The organism is Sorangium sp. So ce426 (assembly GCF_051475585.1).
Classification (GTDB): domain Bacteria; phylum Myxococcota_A; class Polyangia; order Polyangiales; family Polyangiaceae; genus Sorangium; species Sorangium cellulosum_B.
Map to the genome: position 1 here is coordinate 8,490,732 of NZ_CP150341.1, position 22,181 is coordinate 8,512,912.

A 22,181-nucleotide genomic window follows, 5' to 3' on the forward strand; every position below is an offset into this window, starting at 1 on the left:
GCCGCGGCCTCGGGCCAGGCGTCCTGCCCCGAGCGGCCTCGGCCCGCCGACCGCGGAGCCCGCTCACCCCACCTGCCGAGCGCCGGCGTCCCTGCGCCCGGTCCACACACCCCAGAGCTCAGCGAACGCCGTGCGAATCCAGTGCCACGCGCCTCGCCCCGGGAGCGGCCGCGCGGCCAGAGGCCGCGTTCATGAGGGCCGCCGCGCGGCGGTTCGGCTAGAAGCCCCGTCGCCATGGACTTCTTCGCGACCGCCGCCAAAGGAACCGAGCCCGCCCTCCGCGACGAGCTCCGCGAGCACCGGTTCCGCGGCGTCCGCGCGGATCGCGGCGGCGTCCACTTCTCCGGCCCGCCGGACGAGGGCTTCCGCGCGTGCATCGAGCTCCGCACCGCCGTGCGCGTGCTCGTCGAGCTCGCCTCCTTCGACGCGCCCAGCGGGGACGCGCTCTACGAGGGCGTCTCGCGCGTCGACTGGGCCCCTTACCTGAGCCCGGTCCACACGCTCGCCGTCCGCGCCTCCTGCCGCTCGAGCGCGCTGACCCACACCCAGTTCATCGCGCAGCGGACCAAGGACGCCATCGTCGACCAGATCCGGCGCCGCGTCGGCGCCCGCCCGTCGGTCGACCTCGACGACCCGGATCTCGCCCTCTTCCTCCACCTCGTCCGCGACCGCGCGACGCTCTACGCCGATCTCGGCGGCGCCGCGCTCCACCGCCGCGGCTACCGCACGCACATCGGCGGCGCGCCGCTCAAGGAGACGCTCGCCGCCGCGCTGCTCCGCCTCTCCGGCTGGGACCGCGCCCGCCCGTTCGTCGACCCGATGTGCGGCGCCGGCACCATCGCCCTCGAGGCCGCGCTCTGGGCGCGGGACATCGCCCCCGGCCTGCGCGCGCAGCGCTTCGGCTTCGAGCGGTGGGCGTGCCACGATCAGGCCGCAGCGCGGCGCACGACCGAGCTCCGCGACGCCGCCCGCGCGCGGATCCGGCCCGAGGGCCCCGCGATCGTCGCCGCCGACATCGACCCCCGCGCCGCCGAGATCACCCGCGGCAATGCCCGGATGGCCGGCGTGCAGATCGAGGTCCGCTGTCAGTCCATCACCGCGCTCGCCCCGACCGCGCCGCCGGGCCACGTCCTGACCAACCCGCCGTACGGCGAGCGCCTGCCGGGGACGCTGGCCCTCTACCGCGACATGGCGGCGGCGCTGTCGCGGCTCGCGGGCCACCGCGTCGCCATCCTCGCCGGCACCGAGGACATCGAGCACGCCATGCGCAGGAGGCCGGAGCGTTCGCTCACCGTGTTCAACGGCCCGATCGAGTGCCGGCTGCTGACGTACGACATCCCCTGAAGCGGCGCGCGGTGCCGGAGAGGGCGCGCCGCGCTGGAGGGCGCGTGCGAGACGTGCGAGACGTGCGAGACGTGCGAGACGTGCGAGACGTGCGAGACGTGCGAGACGTGCGAGACGTGCGAGACGTGCGAGACGTGCGAGACGTGCGAGACGTGCGAGACGTGCGAGACGTGCGAGACGTGCGAGACGTCAGGAGAGCAGGCGCATCACAAGGAACATCGCCAGCGCCGTCAGGAGCATCCCGGCGACGAAGCCGATGATGAGCCCCCGCTTGCCGGCCAGCCAGCTCGGCTCCCGCGCCTGCGGAGGCGCCGGCGCAGGCGCAGGCGGCGCCTGGGGCACGACGACGTGATCGGGCATCGTCGCGCGGCGCTCCAGCGCCGTGCGCTGCTCCGCGATGGTCGTGGCGAGCTCGAACGGCACCGACGCCGCCGGGGCCGCCGGCGAGGCGCTGTCGGCCGCGGCCGGCGCTCTCCGCACGACCGCCGCGGAGTCCCCCACGGTCTCCGCGCTCGCCGCGCCGAACCCCATCGCCCCGAACCCCTGCGGGCTCGCCGCCTGGAGCTCGCCGGGCGTCACCGTGGGCATCTGGCTCTCGGCCGGGGGGTGGGACGAGACAAGCCGGAGCGTGTTGGTGGCGCGCGGCGATCTCCTGTCCCACACCCCCGCCGCCGCCCCGTCGAGCGGGCTCTGCGGCGTGGCCGGGACCGGCACGGAATCGACGCGCACCAGGCCGACCTCGGCCCGCTTCTCGGGCGTGCCCAGCCCGAAGTCCTCGGCGGAGCGGAGCGTCGCCTTCACGTCGCGGCCAGGAGGGGTGATGTCGAGCTCGTCGCCCTCGTCATAGGCCGCCGTGTGGACTCGCACCTTCGCCGGACCGAGGAGCTCGTCGCGGCGGACCATGGTGAGCGTGCTGTCGTCGTCCCCGCTCGCGTCGTCGTACGCGCCCGGCTCGGCCAGGCCGTTCCCCGAGAGCAGCGCCTCGCTGGGGCCGTGAGACCAGGACGGGAGCTGCAGCGAGATCTCCGGCACCGACGCCCCGGCCCAGCGCTGCGGCTCGGCGTCCGCCCCCGGCGCGACCGCCTGCGGATCGAGCGTCTGCGGGAGCTCCGAGGGGGGCGGCGCGTGGTGAAGCACCACCGGCGGCGGGCGCGCGACCTCGGCGTTGGCTCCCCCGGAGACGAGCGTCCGGGCCGACTCGATCGAGAGCTCCGCCCTCGGCGCCTGGCCGGAGATCGGCGCGGACGTCGAGCTCGGCAGCGACGTCAACGGCGGGAGCGACATCGGCCCCCGCAGCAGCGACGCGTCCCGCGAGAACAGCGAGCTCGGCTGCCGGCGCGAGATCGGCCCGAGCCCCACGGCCGTGTCGGGCAGCTCGGCCAGCAGGCAGTGCAGCGTGTACCCGAGCTCGCGCGCCGTCTGATACCTGTCCGCCGGCTCCTTCGCGAGCGCCTTCACGATCAGCGCCTCGAGGCGCGGGTGGATCCCGGGCGCGCAGCTGCTCGGCGCCGGCACCGGCGCATGGATGTGGAGCGTCGCCGTGTGGAGCGGCGTCTCGCCCTCGAACGGCAGCCGCCCCGTGACGAGCTGGAACAGGAGGACCCCGCACGTGTACAGGTCGGCCCGCTGATCCACCGGCAGCAGCCCGCACTGCTCCGGAGCCATGTAGGCCGGCGTGCCGACGAACGTGCCCGCGCGCGTCACGACGGACAGCGGGTCGGCGAGGAGCTCGGGCGCTTCGCCGGACGAGCCCGTATCGAGGATCTTGGCGATCCCGAAATCGAGCACCTTCACCCGCTCGCCGTGAGGGTGCATGGGATCGGGGACCACCATGACGTTCTCGGGCTTCAGATCGCGGTGCACGACGCCCATCTCGTGGGCGACCGCGAGCGCCTCGCACACCTCCGAGAGGATGCGGACCGCCCGCGCCTGGCCGATCGCGCCGTGGCGCTCGAGGAGGACGTAGAGGTCGTCCCCCGAGAGCAGCTCCATCACGATGTAGCTGAGGGCGCCCTCGACCCCGTACTCGAAGATCTTGACGGAGTTCGGGTGCTTCACCCGCGCCGCGGCCTTCGCCTCGCGCTGGAAGCGCCGGATGAACGCGCGGTCCCCGGTGAACTCCGGGTTCATGATCTTGATCGCCACCCGGCGGGGCTCGGCGTCGCGCTCGGCGATGAAGACGCTGGCCATGCCGCCCTCGCCGAGGAAGCGGGTGATCGTGAACCGCCCGGCCACCTTGCGGCCGAGGAGCGCCTCATGCCTCATGCGCCCGGCACCTGCCGGCGTCTGCCCCGCTCGCCCGCTCCCGCGCGGCCGCGCCGCATGCCCGCCCCAGGGCGGCCGTGCCCCTCGCGCAGGAGAGCGCTGCGCCCATGGCTGTCCGCGCGCCCGCGCGACCCGCGCGTCCGATGCGAGGGAGAGTGCACGCGGCGACCATACCAAAGAACTCGACAGCCGACGACTTGTCGGCCCCCGGCGGCGCGCGGGCGCGCGGGCACGCGCCCGCGCCGTCGACCGTCCCGAGCACCGCTCCGACCGCCGTCACCCCGGAGACGGGCGCCGGTCGCGAGCTCGTCCGGCAACAGTTAACTCTTTAACGCCACCCCCGGTGCGCATGTGCGACAGGTGCTTAACTTATCGAAAGAGCTCGCGATCGAACGCTGCCGAGCGTTGGCAACATTCTTGCCTGGAGGGGACTGCCTCGCGCTGCGCCCTGTGCGCCGTGAAGGGTCAGCTTGTGCGTCGATCTCGACAGGCAGCTTCCGGAGGATCGTTGATGAATCGAATTTTTAGGCGTGCGGTGCTCCTCGGCACCGTCGCGCTGACCGTCGTGGGGGCGGGCTGCGCCGAGGAGCGGCCGTCCATCAGAAGGGTGCAGAGCGATGCGCTCGCCAAGACCTTCTTCGTCGGAGGGGACCTGAAAGACATCGTCGATGACCCCGAGTTCTACATGCGGGGTACTGTCGTCGACGTCGGGTACGGCGCCGCCCAAGATGGCCTCTTCACGTCGACCTACGCCCAGCCCGTCTCCCGGATCAAGTGGGAGATCACCGAGCGTCAGCTCAACGCCCGGCTCGCCTACGAGCGCATCGAGGGGACCGACGGCAAGGGCAACACCTACAACGGGCTCGCCAAGAAGACGACGAACGACGGCCAGATCGTCGCGAGCTACGCGATCGAGTCGCATTTCGACATCGTCCGCGAGTACAACCCGTCGACCGGCGAGGAGTCCAACGTCATCGTCGAGAACACGAGCGACCGGCTCTGGTACGAGCGCGAGTACTTCCGCGTCGACTGGTCCCGCAACCTCGCCACCGACGCCTACAACTTCGACACCCTGTCGCAGCTCGGCATCTACGGAGGTGTCGAGTACGAGCCGCTCGCCTATTACGTCAGCGATCCCGCCTCCGCCGACGCCCCGCGGTTCGACGCGGAGGACGGCTACTTCGACGTCACGACGAAGGCGTTCGCCACGCCCGTCCTGCTCGACCTCTCGAGCCTCGGCTGGGGCATCGACAAGTTCCCGGCCTGCATGCTCCCGGGCGATTTCGCCGGCGGCACCGACCCGTACGGCAACTGCAACCCGGTCGAGATCACGATCCGGCAGTCGTTCAAGAAGGTGGTCGACAACGACTACGAGCCGGTCGACTTCGACGGCGTGAGGTTCCAGGCGTTCGGCATCTTCACCGCCGATTCCCGCTACGGCTACGAGCGCAACTACGGCATCGTGGACAACCAGTGGCGGCGCTTCGCGTCCCGCTACAACCTCTGGAAGCGCAGCCACTTCTACGACAACCCCGAGACGATGGAGGGCGCGATCGCCTGCGCGACCCGGGAGACGGCCCCGGGCGGCGACGTGAACGCCGATCCGAACCTCGACAAGGACAATGACGGCACCGCGGACGCGTGCGCGGCGGCCGGCGCGGGCTCGCAGTGCGACGTGTACAAGCAGAAGTGCACGCTGCCTTACGCGGAGCGCGAGGCCGTCGTCATCCCCTGGTACGTCGGCGGCGACACGTCGGAGGACATCTTCGAGGCGACCCAGTGGGCCGCCGAGGAGTGGGATCTCGCGATGAAGACCGCGATCCAGACCTCGCGCCTCGTCGAGTGCCGGAAGACGGGCGGCGAGGACTGCGACGCGAAGTTCCCGATGTGGAAGGGCCAGCAGGACGACATCGACGAGGCCGTCGCGCTCACGCGCAAGCTGAACGCGTGCCGCCGCGAGCTGGGCTGGGACGCGCCGGCGTGCGACGACCAGGTCAGGCAGGCCGTGGAGCAGCTCTCTCAGCGGCGCGGCGGCGACCCGGCGACGCTCGCGATCGGAGGCGTCGTCACGCAGCCGTCCGTGATCGTGCTCTGCCACAACCCCATCATCGAGGGCGATCACCCCGCCTGCGGCGACACGAGCGTTCCCCTCGAGGAGCGCGTCGCCCCGCGGCTCGGCGATCTCCGCTACAACAGCGTGCTCATCGTCAACAAGCCGCAGAAGCCGTCGCCCTGGGGCATCATGGCCGACGCGGACGACCCGCTCACCGGCGAGAAGGTGGCCGCCAGCATCAACATCTGGAGCCACGTCACCGACTCCGCGGCGCAGCAGCTGGTCGACATCGTCCGCTACATCAACGGCGAGATCCCGACCTCCGAGATCACCGACGGCAAGTACATCCGCGACTGGGCCCAGGCGAGCCGCATCTCCGGCGGCGGCCAGGGGCCCACGATGACGAAGCGCGAGGTCACGTCGCGGCTCGCGAGCGCCACGAAGCTCGACCCCGAGGCGTACGAGAGCCTCGTCGCGCAGGGCGTCTCCCCGCAGCTCAAGGCGCTCATCGAGCCGATGAAGGCGAAGGTCGCCGACATCGCTGTGCGGGGCGACATCCCCTCCCCGCAGCAGGCGGTCGTGGGCGCCCGCATGAAGGCCGCCCGGGGCAGCCTCGCCGAGTCGGAGCTCATGAACCCGGCGATGCTGAAGCGCGCGGGCGTCCCCGCCGGCCTGCCCATCGATGGCCCGCTCGCGGACGCGGCGTCGCCGTTCGGGATGAACAACCCGAAGCTGCACTCGCAGCTCCGGCACATGCACGACAACGCGCTCGCCGAGCGCGGCGCCTGCATCCTGCACGAGGCCCCCGAGGCCACGGCGATGACGGGCCTCGCGGAGGCGCTCCGCGAGAAGTTCCCCGTCGGCGACGAGGAGACGGCCGACGAGAGGCGGGGGCGCTACGAGAAGATGTTCAAGTACATCCAGCGCCGTTACCAGTACGCGGTCATCGCGCACGAGATGGGGCACTCCGTCGGCCTCCGGCACAACTTCGTGAGCAGCTACGCCTCGCTCTTCTTCCGGCCCCAGTACTGGCAGCTCAGGACGAAGAACGGAAAGGTCAAGGCGGCGTGCGCCGGTGAGGCGGACGAGAGCCCGGAGGAGTGCGTCGGCCCCCGCTACTTCGACGCGATCACGGACGAAGAGCAGAAGAACATGATCTGGATGTTCCAGCACTCCACGGTCATGGACTACCCGGGCGACGTCTCGCAGGACCTGGTCGGCCTGGGCGTCTACGACTTCGCGGCCGCGCGCTTCTTCTACGGCGACACCGTGAGCGTCTACGACAACGGCGAGCGCAACTACCTCGCCGGCGGCAGGATCGGCGGCGGGCTCCTCGCCGCCGCGGACAACTTCGGCGGGCTGGCCGGCATCAAGTACGGCATGTTCGCGAAGGGCAACGCCACGAACGCGCCCAGCGTCAACGACTTCCACTACTCCCAGCTGCAATCGCAGTACGAGGTCATCCGCGACTGCTACGACGTGGAGGCGACCCCGCCCGCGGCGTGGAACGAGCAGCTCGACGGCAAGTGGCACCCGCTCCTCGACGGCGGCATCGTCACGGTCGGCGAGGAGACGAAGCGCTGCCGCCAGCAGCCGGTCGACTACGTCGGCTGGAAGCAGCTGCGCATGCCGCAGGACAACGAGACCGCGCTCGGCGCCTTCCGCGGCGGTCCGGCGGTCGACGCCCAGAGCCGCGTCCGCGTGCCGTACGCGTTCGCGACCGACAACTGGGCCGACCTCGGCAACGTCTCGGTCTTCCGTCACGACAACGGCGCCGACCCGTACGAGCAGCTGATGTTCCTGATCACCACCCAGGAGAACAGGCACATCTTCGACAACTTCCGGCGCAACCTCACGACGTTCAGCGTCCGCGGCGCGGCGGACAGGTCCTACGGCCGCTACAACGAGAAGATGCTCGGCATCGCCGGCGGCATCGGGTTCTTCGGGACGATCTACCAGGATCTCGCGACGAACCAGGGCCTGTCGTTCGACACGCTGTGGCCGCTCCTCATCGAAGGCGGCCTCCAGGAGAACGTCGTGGCCGCGACGGTGGCCTTCGATCAGTTCACCAGGCAGCTCGCCCGCCCGGAGGAGGGGCCGCACTACCTGCGCAACTGGGACGCCAACGTTCCGAGCAACCCGTGGTCCGAGTGGAACGTCCTGCGCTCGAACCTCGATGGCGACGACTACGGCGCCGGCGAGGACTTCAGCGGCTTCGGCGGCACGACCAACACCCCCGTGCTGGTGCAGATCCCGAACGGCTCGACCGGCTACCTGAAGGACATCGGGTTCGGCGGTCACCCGCTCGAGAACAGGAACTCGGAGGACAACGGCGACTTCAACAACGACTACACGGCCAACGCGGGCAGCTACTACGACAAGATCAACACGGCCATCCTGCTCTCCGAGTCGGAGGACCGGTTCGTGAGCCAGTCCCGCCGCGACTTCTACGACGCCCGCTTCCGCGCGGTCGGCATGGCCGACGTGCTGCCCGAGGGCTACCGCCGCGTGCTCGCCAACGCCCTCACCGGCGACCGCTCGCTGCTCGCGCCTCGCCTCGAGGCCGGCGAGGACGGCCTCCCGGTGCTCGACACGGCGAGCAAGGATCCCGACCCGCTGGCGAAGGAGTTCCCGGCGCGCCCGATGGGCTGGGTCAGCTGGTGGCCGAACGAGGGGCCGCAGGTCTGCTTCCCGACCAACGGGAAGAACCTCTGCTCGAACTACACGGGCGGCGACTTCGATCCGGCCGTCGTGGACAGGACCATCGCGGTCGATCCGCAGATCGGCTGGGAGGTGCAGAAGTTCCTGATCGCGTGGACGCTCGCGAACATCCCCGCGAACGGCAAGACGAACTGGCTCGACATGATGCGCGTCTACCGGCTCGGCAACGACGCGGACCCGGGCTTCCAGCAGCGCATCGAGTGGCAGGACCCGACGTCCGGGCAGGTCTACTACGCCCGCACGTACGGCATGGAGTGCCTCTTCGGGGCCGGCAAGAACAGGGTGGCCTGCGAGGACTCCGGCGGCAGGTGGGTGCAGAAGGGCATCGCGGCGCGCGTGCTCGAGTACGCCAACGCCCTCACCGCGAAGGGCTACCAGCTCGACACGCGGCACGAGGCGCAGCCGGGCAACCCGGCAGACAGCATCCCCGCGGATCCCGCGTATGTCGCCAACTACGGCCCCGGCTTCAACAAGTACGGGCGCGCGATGATCACGTACCACCCGGACGGCACCGCGATCATCATCCCGGATCCGGCGATCAAGGACGTGCCCGCGGTCGGCCCGCTCAAGGAGGTGCCGGCGTGTGATCAGAACATCAACGAGAGCTGCACCCAGCTCACCATCTACAAGAATCACTACGCGTACGAGCTGAAGGGCTACAAGTCGGTGCCTGACTACCTGCTCAAGATGATGGCCCAGTTCGGCCTCGCCGACCCGGAGCAGCTGGGCATCTATCTCGACTGATCCGCGCCTCCCCACGCCGGGGCCTCGCGCCGGGGCCCCGCGCTCCCCCTCACAAGCGTCAACCAAGCTTCACGCAGCGTTCTCCTACATCCGAACGTGGTCGTTCACGACCTATCGTTGACGACCACGACCACGACCACGTTCACGACCACGTAAACGTTCACGTTCACGACCACGTAAACGTTCACGTTGGTGACGCCCTGCGCGGCGTCCGGCCGTCCGCGTCCCTCGGGCCCGAGATGGCCGAGCCCGGCCTGCTGCCGTTGGAGGTCGCGCGGGCGCCAGGGCGGCACTACGCTCGCCGTGGCGCTGCGCGCGCCGCGGCATGATCCCTTCCCCCGCCCTCCACGCCATCGCCCCGGCCCACCGCTCGGACGCGCGGGCCTTCGCGGCCTACCTCATCGAGCACGTCGCCGAGTCCGGCCGGCGCGGAGTGCCCCATTTCGCCATCGCGACGTCGCTCGCCCCCGACGAGGTCGAGCACAGCGCGCGCGACCGCTGGGGCAAGAGGCTCGACGAGCCGCTCTGGGGTCGGGCCTGGCTGCTCCGGTCGAGCGAGCCGCGGGCGCGCATCATCGGGCACATCGAGCTCCGCGGCGGCCGCGTCTTTTCCGAGGGCCACCGCGCCGTCGTCGCGATGGGCATCCTCGGCCCCCACACCGGGCAGGGCCACGGCCGGCGCCTGCTCGAGACCGCGATCGCCTGGGCCCGCGACGAGGCGGGCCTCGAGTACCTCGACCTCGGCGTCTTCGCCAACAACGAGCGCGCCAGGCGGCTCTACGCGGGGATGGGGTTCGTCCCGATCGGCACCCGGGAGGACGCGTTCCGGGTCGACGGCGCCATCCTGGATGACATCCAGATGACCCTCGCGCTCCGCTCTCCCGACCCGCGCGCGGTCGCCCCGTCGGAGCGCTGAGCCGCGGCGCGGGCGTCCCCGGGCCCGCCCGCGGCCCGGCCCGTGCCCCGCACGAGCGCTGGACGCGCGCTGGAGGGTACCCGCCGCGGCGCAGATGCGTCATGAGGACAGCGCCGTCCAGGCGCGGAGGCCCGGCCATCGCCGGCCCGGTCGCCGGCGGCCGTCACCGCAGTCCATCGCCACCGAAAGCCACCATGCTCCGCTCGCCGCTCCTGCCGATCTTCCTTACCGTCTTCGTCGACGTCCTCGGCCTCACGCTCGTCCTCCCCCTCCTCCCGTTCTACGCCGAGCACTTCGGCGCCAGCGAGCTCGTGGTCGGCGTGCTCGCGGCGAGCTACGCGGTCTGTCAGCTCGTCTCCGGGCCGATCCTCGGCCGGATCTCGGACCGGGTGGGCCGCAAACCGACGCTGCTCGCGAGCCAGACCGGCACGTTCCTCGGGTTCCTGGTGCTCGGCTCGGCGAGCTCGCTGTGGATGCTGTTCCTCGGGAGGATCATCGACGGGCTCACGGCCGGGAACCTGACGATCGCGCAGGCGTACATCAGCGACGTGACCCGGCCCGAGGAGCGCACCAAGGCGTTCGGCCTGATCGGCATCGCCTTCGGCTCCGGGTTCCTGCTCGGCCCGGCCATCACGGGGGAGCTCGCGAGCCGCTTCGGCTACGGCGCGCCGGCGTACGGCGCGGCGGCGCTGTCGCTCCTGTCGGTCCTCCTCACGGCCACGCTGCTCCCGGCGAAGCCGCCCTTGCCGGCGGCCCAGGACGGGGCGACCGCCGCGGCCGCCCGGCCGGCGTCGCTCGGCCGCGGGGACGCCTTCCGCCGGTACTTCGACCGGCCGCTCCCGCGCCGCCGGCTGCTCGAGTTCTTCGCCTTCTCCCTCTCCTTCTCGACGCTCATCGGCGGCCTTGCGCTCTTCCTCGAGCGGCGCTTCGCGTTCGGCGTCAAGGAGACGGGCTACCTCTACGCCTTCTCCGGGCTCATCGGCGGCAGCATCCAGGGCGGCCTGATCGGCCGGCTGGCGAAGCGGTACGGCGAGGAGCGGCTCGCGCTGCTCGGCTTCGGCGCGATGGTGGTCGGCTACGGCCTGCTCGGCGTCGCGTACACCCTGCCCGTGCTGCTCACGCTCGTGGGGATCGCGGCGTTCGGCGCGGCGGTGGTGCGGCCGGCCATCACCACGCTCCTCACGAAGAGCGTCGGCCGCGACGAGCAGGGCGCGGCGCTCGGCGTGAGCCAGTCGCTGGCGAGCATCTCGCAGATCATCGGCCCCATCGGCGCCGGCTGGCTGATCGAGCACCGGGCGCTCGCGGCCTACGGCCTGATGGCGGCGACCTTCGCCGCCCTCGGCGTCCTCCTCGGCCTGCAGAAGATCCCCGTCCGCGAGCCGATCGAGCTCTGAGCGGCCTGCTCAGGCGCGCGCACCCTTCACAAAAGGGAGGAGGGCGTCGACGAGCGGCGGCGTGGCGTCGTCGAGCCGCCGGGGGTTGTGCCAGGCGAACGGCTCGACGAGGCGCGACGGCCGGAGGCCGAGCTTGCCGCGCGAGCACTCCACGAGGAGCGACAGCGCCCCGTGGCGATCGTGGAGCCAGTCGATCTCCAGGCCCACCTTGCGGACGCCCCAGGCGAAGCGGACGTAGGACATGGCGCGGTACGGCCTGCGGTCCGCGGCGCGCGCGACGCGCAGCGCGAAGGCGCGGTGCTCGGCGGCGTCGGCCACGGGCCAGAGGCTGTGCGCCGGCGGGTACAGCACGGCGCCGCCGGCGCTGTGCAGCGACAAGGCGCGGTCGATCCGGCGCGACGACAGCGCGTGCGCGATGGCCTCCACCTCCGGCTCGCTGGCGGGGCGGCTGCCGGGCGAGAAGAGGAGCCCGATGAAGCGCTGGATGAGGCCGCGCTCGTACCATCCCGCGTCGAAGTTCCGGTTCAGGTCGACGCCCCGGGCATTGCCCCGCACGTACCGGTGCCGCCCGGCGCGGAGGTTCATCTCGACGCGGAGGAGCCCGTCCGGGTTCACGATCGGGACGGCGAGGATCGACCGGCCGCCGAGGTCCTGGGTCGCGAGGCGATCGAGCAGCGCGAGGTGGGCCTCGATGCCGATCCACTCGAGGGGGTGGATCCCGGACAGGATCACCGTGGTCCGCACGCGCTCGCGCAAGCCGGCTCCCGTAGAGGGGCGCAGGCTGGCGCGCTCGGCGCGCTCGGCCAGCTGAGCGAGGGTGGCGTCGCTCGGCGCCGGGTCGTCCACGCCGCCCGGCGCGCGGCTGCCATCGGCACCCGCATTGGGATCCGCACTAGCATCCGGCGTGCCATCTGGCGTTCCATCGAGCGGATGGAGCGAGACGCCGTTCGCAACGCTGTGTCCTCCCTGAGCGCTCGGCGCCAGGAGGCCCGCGGCTTGCTTCTCGCCGCGCGCAGCGGCCAGGCTGGCTGCGCCGAGGTGAACGGCGAGCAGCGGCTCGCCCCGGATCGAGCGCCCGATCAGCGTGACCTGCGCCCCGCGGTCGGCGAGCCGCTCGATCGCCTCCAGGAGCTCGCCGTACCCGCGGTAGGGACCGAGCCCGCGGCGAGCGAGCAGACGGGAGAGCGGCGCGCGTCGGTGTACAAAGAGGGCCGCCCTCAGGGCAGCCCGGCCTTGCTCTTCCGACGCCTGATCGGACTTCGGCATGCAGGGCTCACCTTTACCCTAGATGGCACCAACTATAGACCACCGGCCGCGCGTTCGTGCGATCCGGACCAGGTCAAACCAGGGATTACCGTGGCAGCGGGCACGCATATGGAATTCGACGGCAGCGGGTGGGCGGAAGGACGTATCGAGCTGCTGCCTCCGAGCCAGGGGTGGACGCTGCTGTCGCCGGAGCCCGAGGCGCGGATCGACGAGCACCGCTGGGCACATCAGGCGCGCGTCTTCTTCGGAGCGGAGCTCACGCTCGTGCAGAAGAAGGCGTACCCGTCGGGGACCACGCCGATGGCCGACGCCGTGGAGGTGGACGTCGCGCGCATCTCCTCTTCCTCTACTTCCACGCCGCGCACGCCGAGCCGCGTGCTCGTCATGACGGTGCCGCTCGATCGCGCGCCGCTCGTGCGATCCGCCGCCGCGGCGGGGGTGCGGGCGATCGGCGGGCGCGGGTTCGACGCGCTGCTCGCGCGGGCGCGGCGGGTCTGGCAGGTGCGAGAGCCGCTGATCGCCGGCGACGACGCGCGAGCGCCCCTGGTCGTCACCGCGGTGCTCGCGGCGGCGCTGCTCGCGCCCGTGGTGCCGCCCGGCGAAGAGACGATCTTCGGGGTGAAGGGGGCCAGAGAGCGGCTGCAGCGGCTCGGCTGGTGACGGGGCGGCGCGTCGCGCCCGCCCTCGGCCGCCTGCCGGGGATGTCGTGCTCGGCGCTCTGAGGTGCCTGCTCGTCGGGCGCCTGTACTAGCGTGCGCGGCCGTGCGCTCCCGCTTCCCGCTCGTGGCCGCCCTGTTCTTCGTCTCTGGCGCGACAGGCCTCCTCTACGAGGTCGCCTTCTCCAAGCTGCTCGCCTACGTCTTCGGCGCCACCGCGTATGCCGTGAGCACGGTCCTCGCCGCCTTCATGGGCGGCCTCGCCCTCGGCGCGCACCTCGGCGGACGCCACGCCGCGTCCGCGCGCCGCCCGCTCGTCGTCTACGGCGCGCTCGAGGTCATCGTCGGCGCGATCTGCGCCGTCTCGCCGTTCCTGTTCGAGGCGCTGACCTCGGCCTACGTCGCCGTCGCCCGCGCAGCGCCCGACTCGCTCGCGCTGCTCACCGCGGCGCGCGCCGCGCTGACCGCGCTCGTGGTCGTCGTCCCCACGGTCGCGATGGGCGCCACGCTCCCGGTGCTCTCGCGCATCCTCCGCGCCGGCGCCGCGCCGGACGGCGGCGCGCCCCCCGCCGAGCACGACGCCGCGCGCCGCCTGGCTTCGCTCTACGCCATCAACACGGCCGGCGGCGCGGCCGGCGCGCTCTCCGGCGCCTACGTGGTCCTCCCGCACCTCGGCATCCGAGGCGCGCTCTGGTCCGCGGCGATCGCCAACCTCGTCCTCGGCGTCGTCGCGATCTCCGCCGGGCTGCGCGGCCCGGCGCCTGCCGCCGCCGCCCCCGACGCGCGCTCGCCCGAGGCCCCCGACGCGCGCTCTCCCGAGGCCCCCGACGCGCGTTCCCCCGAGGCCCCCGACGCGCGCTCCCCCGAGGCCCGTACCGCAGACGCTCCGCCCCCCGCGGCCGCCGGCCGGGCCGAACCGCCGTTCCTGCTCCTGCTCGCGTTCGCGTCGGGCTTCCTGGTCTTCGCCGCCGAGGTGGTCCAGACCCACCTGCTCGCGCTGCTCATCGGCAACAGCGCCTACGCCTTCGGGCTGATGCTCGCCGTCTTCCTCGTCTGCCTCGCGGCCGGCGCGGCGCGCTCGCCTGCCCTCGCGCGCCGCCACGGCGAGGGCGCGCTCTCCCGGGGGCTCGCCGCCGCCGCGCTCTCGCTCGCCGCCACCGTCCCGCTCTGGGACCAGCTCCCGCGGCTCTTCGCCTTCGCGGGCAAGCACGTCGACGGGTGGGCCGGCCGCGAGGCGTGCCGCGCGCTCGCCGCCCTCGCGATCCTCGCGCTGCCCACGCTCTGCATGGGCACCACCTTCCCCCTGCTCCTCGCGCGCGCCGCCGCGCACGCGGACGTCGCCGCGCGCGTCGGCAGGCTGACCTCCGCGAACACCCTGGGCACGATCGCCGGCTCCATCGTCACCGGGTACCTCATCCTGCCCGCGCTCGGCTCCGAGCGCGCGCTCCTGACGATCGCGCTCGCGTTCGCCCTCACGGCCGTCCTCGCCGCCGCGCGCGCCGGGGCGGAGCTCCCCCGCGCCCTCGCGCTGGCCGCGGCGGCCGGGGCGCTCGCCGTGCTCGCGCCCCGCTGGGACATGGCCCGCCTGACGAGCGGCGCGAACGTCTATTTCGCCATGGGGCCGCGCCCCGAGCGCATCGACTTCGTGCGCGAGGACGTGCACGGCGGCGTCACCACGGTCGCGCACCTCGCCGGCGTCACGACCATGTACACGAACGGCAAGTTCCAGGGCGACGACGGCCCCGAGATGACGGCGCAGCGGCGGTTCGCGCACTTCCCCTCGCTCTTCCTCCGCGACACGCGCGCCGCGCTCGTCATCGGCCTGGGCACCGGCACGACGACCGGCACCATCGCGGCCTACCCCTTCGAGCGCATCGACGTCGCCGAGATCTCGCCCGCGATCGTCGAGGCGTCTCGGCGCTTCTTCGCCGGCCCGAGCCTCCGCGCGCTCGACGATCCCCGCGTCCGCCTCTCGCTCAACGACGGCAGGAACGAGCTGCTCGTCGCCGCCCCGGGCCGCTACGATCTCATCGCCATCGAGCTCACCAGCGTCTGGTTCGCGGGCGCCGCGAGCCTCTACAGCCACGAGTTCTACGAGCTGGCCCGGTCCCGGCTCACCGAGGGCGGCGTCCTGCAGCAGTGGGTGCAGCTCCACCACATCCGGCGGCGCGAGCTCGCCGTCGTGGTGAGGACGATGCGCAGCGCGTTCCCGCACGTCGCGCTGTTCGTGGGCGGCGCGCAGGGCATCCTCGTCGCGAGCGGCGCGCCGCTCGTCGCCTCGGGGGCGCGCCTCGCCGGGCTCGACGCGCGCCCGTCGCTCCAGGCGACGCTCGCCGGCGCGCGGCTCGAGGACCTCCTCGACGCCCTCGTGACCTCGGGCGACGATCTCGACCGCCTCATCGCCGACGCGGCCGAGGACGGCGGGCCGATCGTGTCCACGGACGACAACCTCTACCTCGAGTACGCCACGCCGAAGGGGAACGTGCTCCCGTACGGCGCGTCGCTCGACGCGACGCTCGCGCTCCTCGAGCGGTACCGGACGCGGGCGCCGCGCGCGCGGCACCTCGCGCCCTGAGGTCGCTCAGCCCCCGCCCGCGGGCGCCGCGCCCTGAGGTCGCTCAGCCCCCGCCCGCGGGCGCAGCGCCCTGAAGTCGCTCAGCCCCCGCCCGCGGGCGCCGCGCCCCCGCCGTCACGCGGCGGCGCGCTCCCCTTGGCCGGCGCGCTCGGCGCAGGGGCCTCGCCCTCCTGCGCCTCCGACGTGGCCCGCGGCTTGACCTGCACCGGCTTGATCTCGTCGCCCGTCGCCACGAAGCCCTTGCGGGGCGGGGGCGCCTTGAGCTGCGCGGCCTGCTCCGCGCGCTGCTTGCGCTGCTCGAGGCTCAGCACCTCCAGCGCCAGGCCGCCCCTGTACGGATCCTGCCCCAGGAAGGGGCGCCCGTTCACCTCGGCCACGTGGAACTCGACCCGGCGGTTCTCGCTGCGGCCTGCCGCGATCTCGTTCGGCCCGAGCGGGCGCGACTCGCCGAAGCCCACGGCGATCAGCCGGTCGCTCTCGACCCCGTGATCGACAAGCCAGTCGGCGACCGCGAGGGCGCGCCGCGCGCTGAGCGCCTGGTTGTGCTCCTCGCTCGACTGCGCGTCCGTGTGCCCCTCGATCCGCAGCCGCGTCACCTCGGGGTGCTCCTTGATGAACTGGAGCAGCGTCTCCAGCGTCTTCTCGCTGCCCGGCCGGATCGTCGCCTTGCTCGTGTCGAAGACGATCTTGCCCTCGATGTAGACCTGGCTCTCCCCGCCCTGCTCCGACCAGGGCTTCTCCGGGTACCATCGCGGGAGCGCCCGCTGCTCCTCGGCGCGCGGCAGCTCCCGCGGCGGCAGCCGGTTGTCGCTGCACCCCTGGCCAGCGAACGCGGCGGGCGCGAGCGCCGCCGCGAGCGCGAACGGCAGGGAGGTGCGGGCGGCCTGCTTCCTCTTCGGGTCCATCTCGCCCTGCAGGGTGTCAGAACCGGCGCTCGGACCGCAAGTAACCTGGCGGACGCCGGGCCGGCCGGCGCGGAACGCGGCTTATGGTAAGAGGATCGCCATGTCCGCGCTGTCGTCCACGCCCGAGGGCTCGCCCATCGATCCCAAGCTCGCCGGGCTGCGCGCCCGGCTCCGGGAGCTCGGATCGGTCCTCGTCTGCTACTCCGGCGGGGTCGACAGCGCCTTCGTCCTCGCGGTCGCGCACCAGGAGCTCGGCCCGAGGGCCGTCGGGATGACCGCGGTCTCGCCGAGCCTCGCGCCGGCCGAGAAGGAAGAGGCCACCTCGATCGCCCGGCTGATCGGCGCCGATCACCGGCTCGTCGAGTCGTCCGAGATCGACGATCCGCGCTACGTCGCGAACAACCCGGATCGCTGCTTCCACTGCAAGAGCGAGCTCTACCGGATCGCCGCGCGGAAGCGGTCCGAGTGGGCGCTCGCGGCGATCGTGAACGGCACCAACACCGACGACCTCGGCGACTACCGCCCCGGGCTGGAGGCGGCGCGGGAGGCGGGCGTGCTGAGCCCCCTCGTCGAGCTCGGCTTCAGCAAGGCCGACGTGCGCGCCGGCGCGGCGCGCGTCGGCCTGCCCATCTGGGACAAGCCCGCCGCGGCCTGCCTCTCCAGCCGGATCCCTTACGGGACCAGCGTCACGCGCGAGCGGCTCGCGCAGATCGGCGGCTTCGAGGCGGCGCTGCGCGGCCTCGGGTTTCGCCAGGTCCGCGTCCGCTACCACGACGACCTCGCGCGCATCGAGCTCGACGCGGGCGAGCTCGCGCGCGCCGCCGAGCCGCCGGTGCGCGCCGAGATCGTGGCCGCCGGCAAGCGGCACGGCTTCCGGTACGTGACGCTCGATCTCGGCGGGTACAGGACCGGCAGCCACAACGAGGTCCTCGTCGGCCGCGCCCTCAAGATCGTGAGCTGAGCTCGCTGGAGCCGCCGCCTCACACGAGCGAGGAGCGCACGACCTTGGCGCGCTCGTCGCGCTCCTTCAGGTGCTCGAGGATGATCACCGCCGTCTCCTCGATGGCGCGCTTGGTGACGTCGACCACCGGCCACTCGGGGTGCGCGGCGAAGAGGCGGTTCGCGAAGTCGAGCTCCTGCCGGACGTGCTCGCGCATCGCGTAGTTGGTCTCGGAGGGCATCCCGAGCTGGCGCAGCCGCGCCTGCCGGATCTCGCAGAGCTGATCGATCCCGATGGTCAGCCCGACGACCCGATCCTGGGGGGCCTCCAGCAGCTCGAGCGGCGGCGGGACGCCGAGCACCAGGGGCAGGTTCGCGACCTTGAGGCCGCGCTGCGCGAGCAGCGTCGACAGCGGCGTCTTCGACGTGCGCGAGACGCCGACGAGGACGATGTCGGCCCTCTTGAAGTTCCGCGGCTCCTTCCCGTCGTCGCTCTTCACCGCGAACTCCACCGCCTCGATGCGCCGGAAGTACTCCTCGCTCAGCGGGAGCATCGCGCTCGGCAGGTTGATCGGCTCCCGGTCGAGGAAGGTGCCGAGCCGGACGATGAGCGAGCCGATCAGATCGATCGCCTCGATGTTGAGCTCGGCGGTGGACGCGTGCACGAACTCGCGCAGCTCGGGGCTCACCACCGTGAACACGACGAGCGCGCCCTCCCGGGCCGCGCGCTCGAGCACCGGCCGCGCGACCTCCGGCGTGCGCACCCGGGTGTGGAGGCGGATCTGCACCCCCGCGTCCGGGTACTGGAGGAGCGCTGCGCGCACGGCCTTCTCCGCCGTCTCTCCGGTGGAGTCGCTCAGGACGTCGATGAACTTCGCCTTGTCCATGTCCGATCCCTCCGTCGCCATTTCGGCTCAGGCGCTCGAGGCAGGGCTCGTGCCTCGGCGTTCAGCAGAGCGCGGAGGATCGCGCGCGGCCGCGCGCCAGGTCAACCAAACAGCCCCTTCAGCTTCTCCATGAAGGTGGCCTGCTGAGGCTGCACGTTCTCGCCGAGCTCCTTCGCCAGCTGCGCGATGAGCTCCCGCTGCGTCGCGGTGAGCTGCGTCGGCACCTCGACGCTCACCTCGACGAGCTGGTCGCCGCGCCCGCCCACGACGCGACGCGGTATGCCCTTGCCCTTGATCCGGAGCACCGCGCCGGGCTGCGTGCCCGGGGGGATGCGGAGCCGGCCCTTCCCCTCCAACGTCGGGATCTCCAGCTCGCCGCCGAGCGCCGCGCGCGCGAACGAGATCGGCACGGAGCACACCACGTCGTCGCCCACGCGGCGGAAGAGCTCGTGCGGCGAGACGCGGATGGTGAGCTCCAGATCGCCCGGCCCCCGGTCGGAGCGGACGGCGTTGCCGCCGCGCTCCACGAGCCGCGTCGCGCCGTTCTCCACGCCCGGAGGGATCGTCACCTCGATGGTCTTCTGCTTCGCCGCGAGGCCGGCGCCGCGGCACGCCCTGCACGGGTCGGTCACGATCCGCCCCGTGCCGCGGCACCGCCCGCAGGGGCGCTCGATCGCGATGGGGAACATCCCCTGCTGCATCCGGACCCGGCCGCGGCCCGAGCACGCCGCGCAGCGCTCGGTCGACGCGCCCGGCGCGGAGCCCGAGCCGGCGCAGTCGCCGCAGGGCTCGACGCGATCGTAGGTGATCTCCTTCGTGCAGCCGAACGCCGCCTCCTCGAAGGTGATCCGCACCTCCTTCTGGAGCGTCCCGCGGTCGCCGACCCGGATGCCCAGGGCGCCGAGGAGATCGCCGAAGATGGCGTCCAGGTTGAGGTCCTGCATGTCGAAGGGCACGCCCGGGACCCCCGAGCCGGCGGAGGCGCCGACGGCGGCGGGGCCGAACCGATCGAACGCCGCGCGCTTCTGCGGATCGCTCAGGATCTGGTAGGCCGCGTTCAGCTCCTTGAAGCGGACGTGCGCGCCCTGATCCCCCGGGTTCTTGTCGGGATGGTGCTGGCCGGCGAGCCGCCGGAAGGCGCTCTTGATTTCATCCTGCGTCGAGGAACGCTCGACGCCCAATACTTCGTACGGATCCCGCACGACGTGCGAAATAGCATCGATCGCCCTCCCGGGACAGCGGCTACCGGGCCGCCTAATCCGCTGATTTCCCTTCGGGCCCGGCGAGTTCGCGCTTCATCACCTTGCCCGTCGGGTTGCGCGGCAGCGCGTCGACGAAGACGACCTCGCGCGGGACCTTCGGGCCCGCGAGCCGCGCGCGGCAGTGCGCCCGGAGGTCGCCCTCGCTCGCGGTCGCGCCGGGGCGCAGGGCGACGACCGCGCGCACGCGCTCCCCGAAGGCGCGATCCGGGACGCCCACCACCGCGGCCTCGGCGACCGCCGGGTGGTCGTGGAGGACCGACTCCACCTCGGCGGGGTACACGTTCACGCCACCCGAGATGATGAGCTCCCGCTTGCGGCCCTCGAGGTGGTAGCAGCCGCGCGCGTCGCGGCGGGCGAGGTCGCCGACGGAGAAGTAGCCGCCGCGCGTCGACTCGCGCGTGGCGCCTGGGTCCCCGTGGTAGCCGGAGACCAGCAACGAGCTCCTCACGTAAAGCTCGCCCACCTCGCCGTCCTGGCACGGCGTCCCGTCCTCGCGCAGGAGCAGCAGCTCGCTGCCGGCGACGGGGCGCCCGATGGTGCCCGGCGAGGCGCGCAGATCCCCGGGGCCCGCGATCGTCACGATGCCCGTCTCGGTCGCGCCGTAGAAGTTGAAGAGCCGGTCGCCGAACGCCGCCATCACCTCCGCCGCGAGCGCCGGCGAGAGCGGCGCGCCGCCCACGAAGATCGCGGTGAGCGACGACGTGTCGTGGGCGCGGAGCCGCGCCTCGCCGAGCTCGAGGACGCGGTGGAGCATCGTCGGGACGACCGCCGTCGTGGTCACGCGGTACCGCTGGATCGCCTCGAGGAAGAGCTCGGGCTGGAACTCCGGGAGGATCACGATCGTGGCGCCGACGATGAGCGACAGGTTGACGAAGCCGAGCGCCGTGAGGTGGTAGAGCGGGCACACGGCGAGGTGCACGTCCCCCGCGCGCATCGGGGTCGCGCCGATGGCCCCGAGCGCCGGCAGGACGACGCCGCCGCCGAAGCCGCGCACCGCGCCCTTCGGCTTGCCGGTGGTGCCGGACGTGTACATCACCACCGCGGCGCGCTCGCTCCGATCCGGCGAGGCGCCCCGCTCGGCGGCGAGATCGTCGAACGCGGCGAGGAGGTCGTCGAGGTGCGAGAAGCCCGGGGCGCGCTCGCCGATCGCGATCATCTCCTCGCGCGGGATCCCCTCGAGCCGCGGCGCGGCCTCGCGGATGACGCCGGCGATGTCGGAGTCGAACAGGAGCAGGCGCGCCCCAGAGTGGCCGGCGAGGTAGGCGAGCTCCGCGGGGGTCGATCGCCACGAGGCCGCCACGACGGACGCGCCGACGCGGGCCAGCGCGACCTGGCACATCAGGAACTCGGGGCGGTTCTTGAGCGCGAGCAGCACGGTGACGCCCGGGCCGACGCCGCGCCGGTCGAGCGCGCAGCCCAGCCGATCGATGACCTCGTTCAGCGCGAAGAAGGAGTAGACCCGATCCTCGGCCGGGGGCCCCGCGCCTCGCTCCGCCGCGCGGGGCGCGAGGCTCAGCGGCTCGATCACCGCGATCCGGTGCGGGCTGTTCTCGGCGTGGAAACGGAACAGGAGCGACGGGTTCGCCTTGCCTCTCGCGAGCTCGCGCGCGAGCACCTTGAGCCCCGGCCAACGCAGCGCGGCGAGCAGCCCCGCCTGCGTCACCGCCCGCCCGGCGGCGAGCGCCGCGTCGATCGTGCCTCGCCCGCTCGCCAGCGCGGCCCTGACCCCTTCGAGTCGCATGGCCGGCGACTTTACTCTGGCCCGCATTGGCCCGCATGCGCCGTGGTAGGGTGGGTCCCGTGACGGAAGCTGACCGCCGCTCAGCCCAGCGTGCCGCGATCGAGCTGAGCGTAGAGTACAAACGGCTCAACACGTTCTTCGCCGACTACACGCGCAACATCTCGAAAGGCGGGACGTTCATCCGGACGGATCGCCCGCTCGCTATCGGCACCGAGTTCGTGTTCGCCCTCTCGATCCGGAACCTGGCCGAGCCGCTCCGCCTTCGCGGGCGGGTGAAGTGGATCGTCACGACCGCCGAGGCGACGGAGTCGGCTCCGGCGGGGATGGGGATCGAGTTCCAGTACGCGAGCGAGGCGGAGCGCGCCGCCACCGAGGCGGTGGTCGAGCAGCTGATGATGAGCGAGCTCGGCGAGACGCTCGCCTCCAAGCTGCTCGGCCGCAAGCTCGGCGACGGCTCGCGGTAGCGCCTCCGAGGGGTGCGCTCACGCTCCCCCCGTGTACACTGGCTCGCAA

Annotated in this window: 15 protein-coding genes; 8 read left to right on the forward strand and 7 right to left on the reverse strand. The window is 72.6% G+C overall.

All coding sequences use genetic code 11. The features are described 5' to 3' along the window. Positions 1-234: 234 nt before the first annotated feature. Entirely contained in the window at positions 235-1,344 is a 1,110-nt protein-coding gene (locus WMF44_RS31555) for a THUMP domain-containing class I SAM-dependent RNA methyltransferase (RefSeq protein ID WP_437293757.1), read from the forward strand. 189 nt (positions 1,345-1,533) lie between these two features. On the opposite strand, the gene WMF44_RS31560 is transcribed toward WMF44_RS31555, so the two are convergent. Then, complete coding sequence (locus WMF44_RS31560) at positions 1,534-3,609, reverse strand: protein kinase domain-containing protein (RefSeq protein ID WP_437293758.1); 2,076 nt, start codon at positions 3,607-3,609, stop codon at positions 1,534-1,536. Positions 3,610-4,120: 511 nt separating this feature from the next. Between WMF44_RS31560 and WMF44_RS31565 the strand changes: the two genes are divergently transcribed. After that, positions 4,121-9,127 (forward strand): hypothetical protein, encoded by a 5,007-nt coding sequence (locus WMF44_RS31565; protein ID WP_437293759.1) that lies wholly within the window; start codon positions 4,121-4,123, stop codon positions 9,125-9,127. A 104-nt stretch (positions 9,128-9,231) separates the two neighbouring features. Here WMF44_RS31565 and WMF44_RS31570 read toward each other — a convergent pair whose 3' ends face one another. Then, on the reverse strand, positions 9,232-9,420 hold the full coding sequence (locus tag WMF44_RS31570; RefSeq protein ID WP_437293760.1) for a hypothetical protein: 189 nt from the start codon (positions 9,418-9,420) through the stop codon (positions 9,232-9,234). 32 nt (positions 9,421-9,452) lie between these two features. Here WMF44_RS31570 and WMF44_RS31575 point away from each other — a divergent pair, with 32 nt between their 5' ends. Both WMF44_RS31575 and WMF44_RS31580 read left to right on the forward strand, forming a co-directional pair. Then, positions 9,453-10,043, forward strand: coding sequence for an N-acetyltransferase family protein (locus WMF44_RS31575; RefSeq protein WP_437293761.1), 591 nt, complete (start codon positions 9,453-9,455; stop codon positions 10,041-10,043). 194 nt (positions 10,044-10,237) lie between these two features. Further along, positions 10,238-11,437: an MFS transporter gene (locus tag WMF44_RS31580; RefSeq protein WP_437293762.1), complete on the forward strand. Its 1,200-nt coding sequence runs from the start codon at positions 10,238-10,240 to the stop codon at positions 11,435-11,437. Positions 11,438-11,446: 9 nt separating this feature from the next. On the opposite strand, the gene WMF44_RS31585 is transcribed toward WMF44_RS31580, so the two are convergent. Further along, entirely contained in the window at positions 11,447-12,703 is a 1,257-nt protein-coding gene (locus WMF44_RS31585; protein ID WP_437293763.1) for a M14 family metallopeptidase, read from the reverse strand. Positions 12,704-12,811: 108 nt separating this feature from the next. Here WMF44_RS31585 and WMF44_RS31590 point away from each other — a divergent pair, with 108 nt between their 5' ends. Together WMF44_RS31590 and WMF44_RS31595 are read left to right on the forward strand one after the other, a co-directional pair. After that, on the forward strand, positions 12,812-13,363 hold the full coding sequence (locus tag WMF44_RS31590; RefSeq protein WP_437293764.1) for a hypothetical protein: 552 nt from the start codon (positions 12,812-12,814) through the stop codon (positions 13,361-13,363). Positions 13,364-13,465: 102 nt separating this feature from the next. Further along, positions 13,466-15,934 (forward strand): fused MFS/spermidine synthase, encoded by a 2,469-nt coding sequence (locus WMF44_RS31595; RefSeq protein WP_437293765.1) that lies wholly within the window; start codon positions 13,466-13,468, stop codon positions 15,932-15,934. Positions 15,935-16,014: 80 nt separating this feature from the next. On the opposite strand, the gene WMF44_RS31600 is transcribed toward WMF44_RS31595, so the two are convergent. After that, a complete protein-coding gene (locus WMF44_RS31600; protein WP_437293766.1) occupies positions 16,015-16,839 on the reverse strand; it encodes an OmpA family protein in 825 nt (274 codons plus the stop codon). 100 nt (positions 16,840-16,939) lie between these two features. On the opposite strand from WMF44_RS31600, the gene larE reads away from it, so the two are divergent. Continuing rightward, positions 16,940-17,800, forward strand: coding sequence for an ATP-dependent sacrificial sulfur transferase LarE (gene larE / locus WMF44_RS31605; protein WP_437293767.1), 861 nt, complete (start codon positions 16,940-16,942; stop codon positions 17,798-17,800). A 19-nt stretch (positions 17,801-17,819) separates the two neighbouring features. On the opposite strand, the gene WMF44_RS31610 is transcribed toward larE, so the two are convergent. The 3 genes from WMF44_RS31610 to WMF44_RS31620 all read right to left on the reverse strand — a co-directional run bounded on the left by WMF44_RS31610 (position 17,820) and on the right by WMF44_RS31620 (position 21,668). Next, a complete protein-coding gene (locus tag WMF44_RS31610) occupies positions 17,820-18,665 on the reverse strand; it encodes a pyruvate, water dikinase regulatory protein (protein WP_437293768.1) in 846 nt (281 codons plus the stop codon). Positions 18,666-18,766: 101 nt separating this feature from the next. Continuing rightward, entirely contained in the window at positions 18,767-19,867 is a 1,101-nt protein-coding gene (dnaJ, locus tag WMF44_RS31615) for a molecular chaperone DnaJ (protein WP_437293769.1), read from the reverse strand. 52 nt (positions 19,868-19,919) lie between these two features. Next, complete coding sequence (locus WMF44_RS31620) at positions 19,920-21,668, reverse strand: class I adenylate-forming enzyme family protein (protein WP_437293770.1); 1,749 nt, start codon at positions 21,666-21,668, stop codon at positions 19,920-19,922. Positions 21,669-21,727: 59 nt separating this feature from the next. Here WMF44_RS31620 and WMF44_RS31625 point away from each other — a divergent pair, with 59 nt between their 5' ends. Next, a complete protein-coding gene (locus WMF44_RS31625; protein WP_437293771.1) occupies positions 21,728-22,132 on the forward strand; it encodes a PilZ domain-containing protein in 405 nt (134 codons plus the stop codon). The last annotated feature ends 49 nt before the right edge of the window (positions 22,133-22,181 follow it).

Coding starts and splice junctions, on each gene's coding strand:
- WMF44_RS31555 (WP_437293757.1), top strand. CDS start 235: ATGGACTTCTTCGCGACCGCCGCCAAAGGAACCGAGCCCGCCCTCCGC.
- WMF44_RS31560 (WP_437293758.1), bottom strand. CDS start 3,609: ATGAGGCATGAGGCGCTCCTCGGCCGCAAGGTGGCCGGGCGGTTCACG.
- WMF44_RS31565 (WP_437293759.1), top strand. CDS start 4,121: ATGAATCGAATTTTTAGGCGTGCGGTGCTCCTCGGCACCGTCGCGCTG.
- WMF44_RS31575 (WP_437293761.1), top strand. CDS start 9,453: ATGATCCCTTCCCCCGCCCTCCACGCCATCGCCCCGGCCCACCGCTCG.
- WMF44_RS31580 (WP_437293762.1), top strand. CDS start 10,238: ATGCTCCGCTCGCCGCTCCTGCCGATCTTCCTTACCGTCTTCGTCGAC.
- WMF44_RS31585 (WP_437293763.1), bottom strand. CDS start 12,703: ATGCCGAAGTCCGATCAGGCGTCGGAAGAGCAAGGCCGGGCTGCCCTG.
- WMF44_RS31590 (WP_437293764.1), top strand. CDS start 12,812: ATGGAATTCGACGGCAGCGGGTGGGCGGAAGGACGTATCGAGCTGCTG.
- WMF44_RS31600 (WP_437293766.1), bottom strand. CDS start 16,839: ATGGACCCGAAGAGGAAGCAGGCCGCCCGCACCTCCCTGCCGTTCGCG.
- larE (WP_437293767.1), top strand. CDS start 16,940: ATGTCCGCGCTGTCGTCCACGCCCGAGGGCTCGCCCATCGATCCCAAG.
- WMF44_RS31610 (WP_437293768.1), bottom strand. CDS start 18,665: ATGGACAAGGCGAAGTTCATCGACGTCCTGAGCGACTCCACCGGAGAG.
- WMF44_RS31620 (WP_437293770.1), bottom strand. CDS start 21,668: ATGCGACTCGAAGGGGTCAGGGCCGCGCTGGCGAGCGGGCGAGGCACG.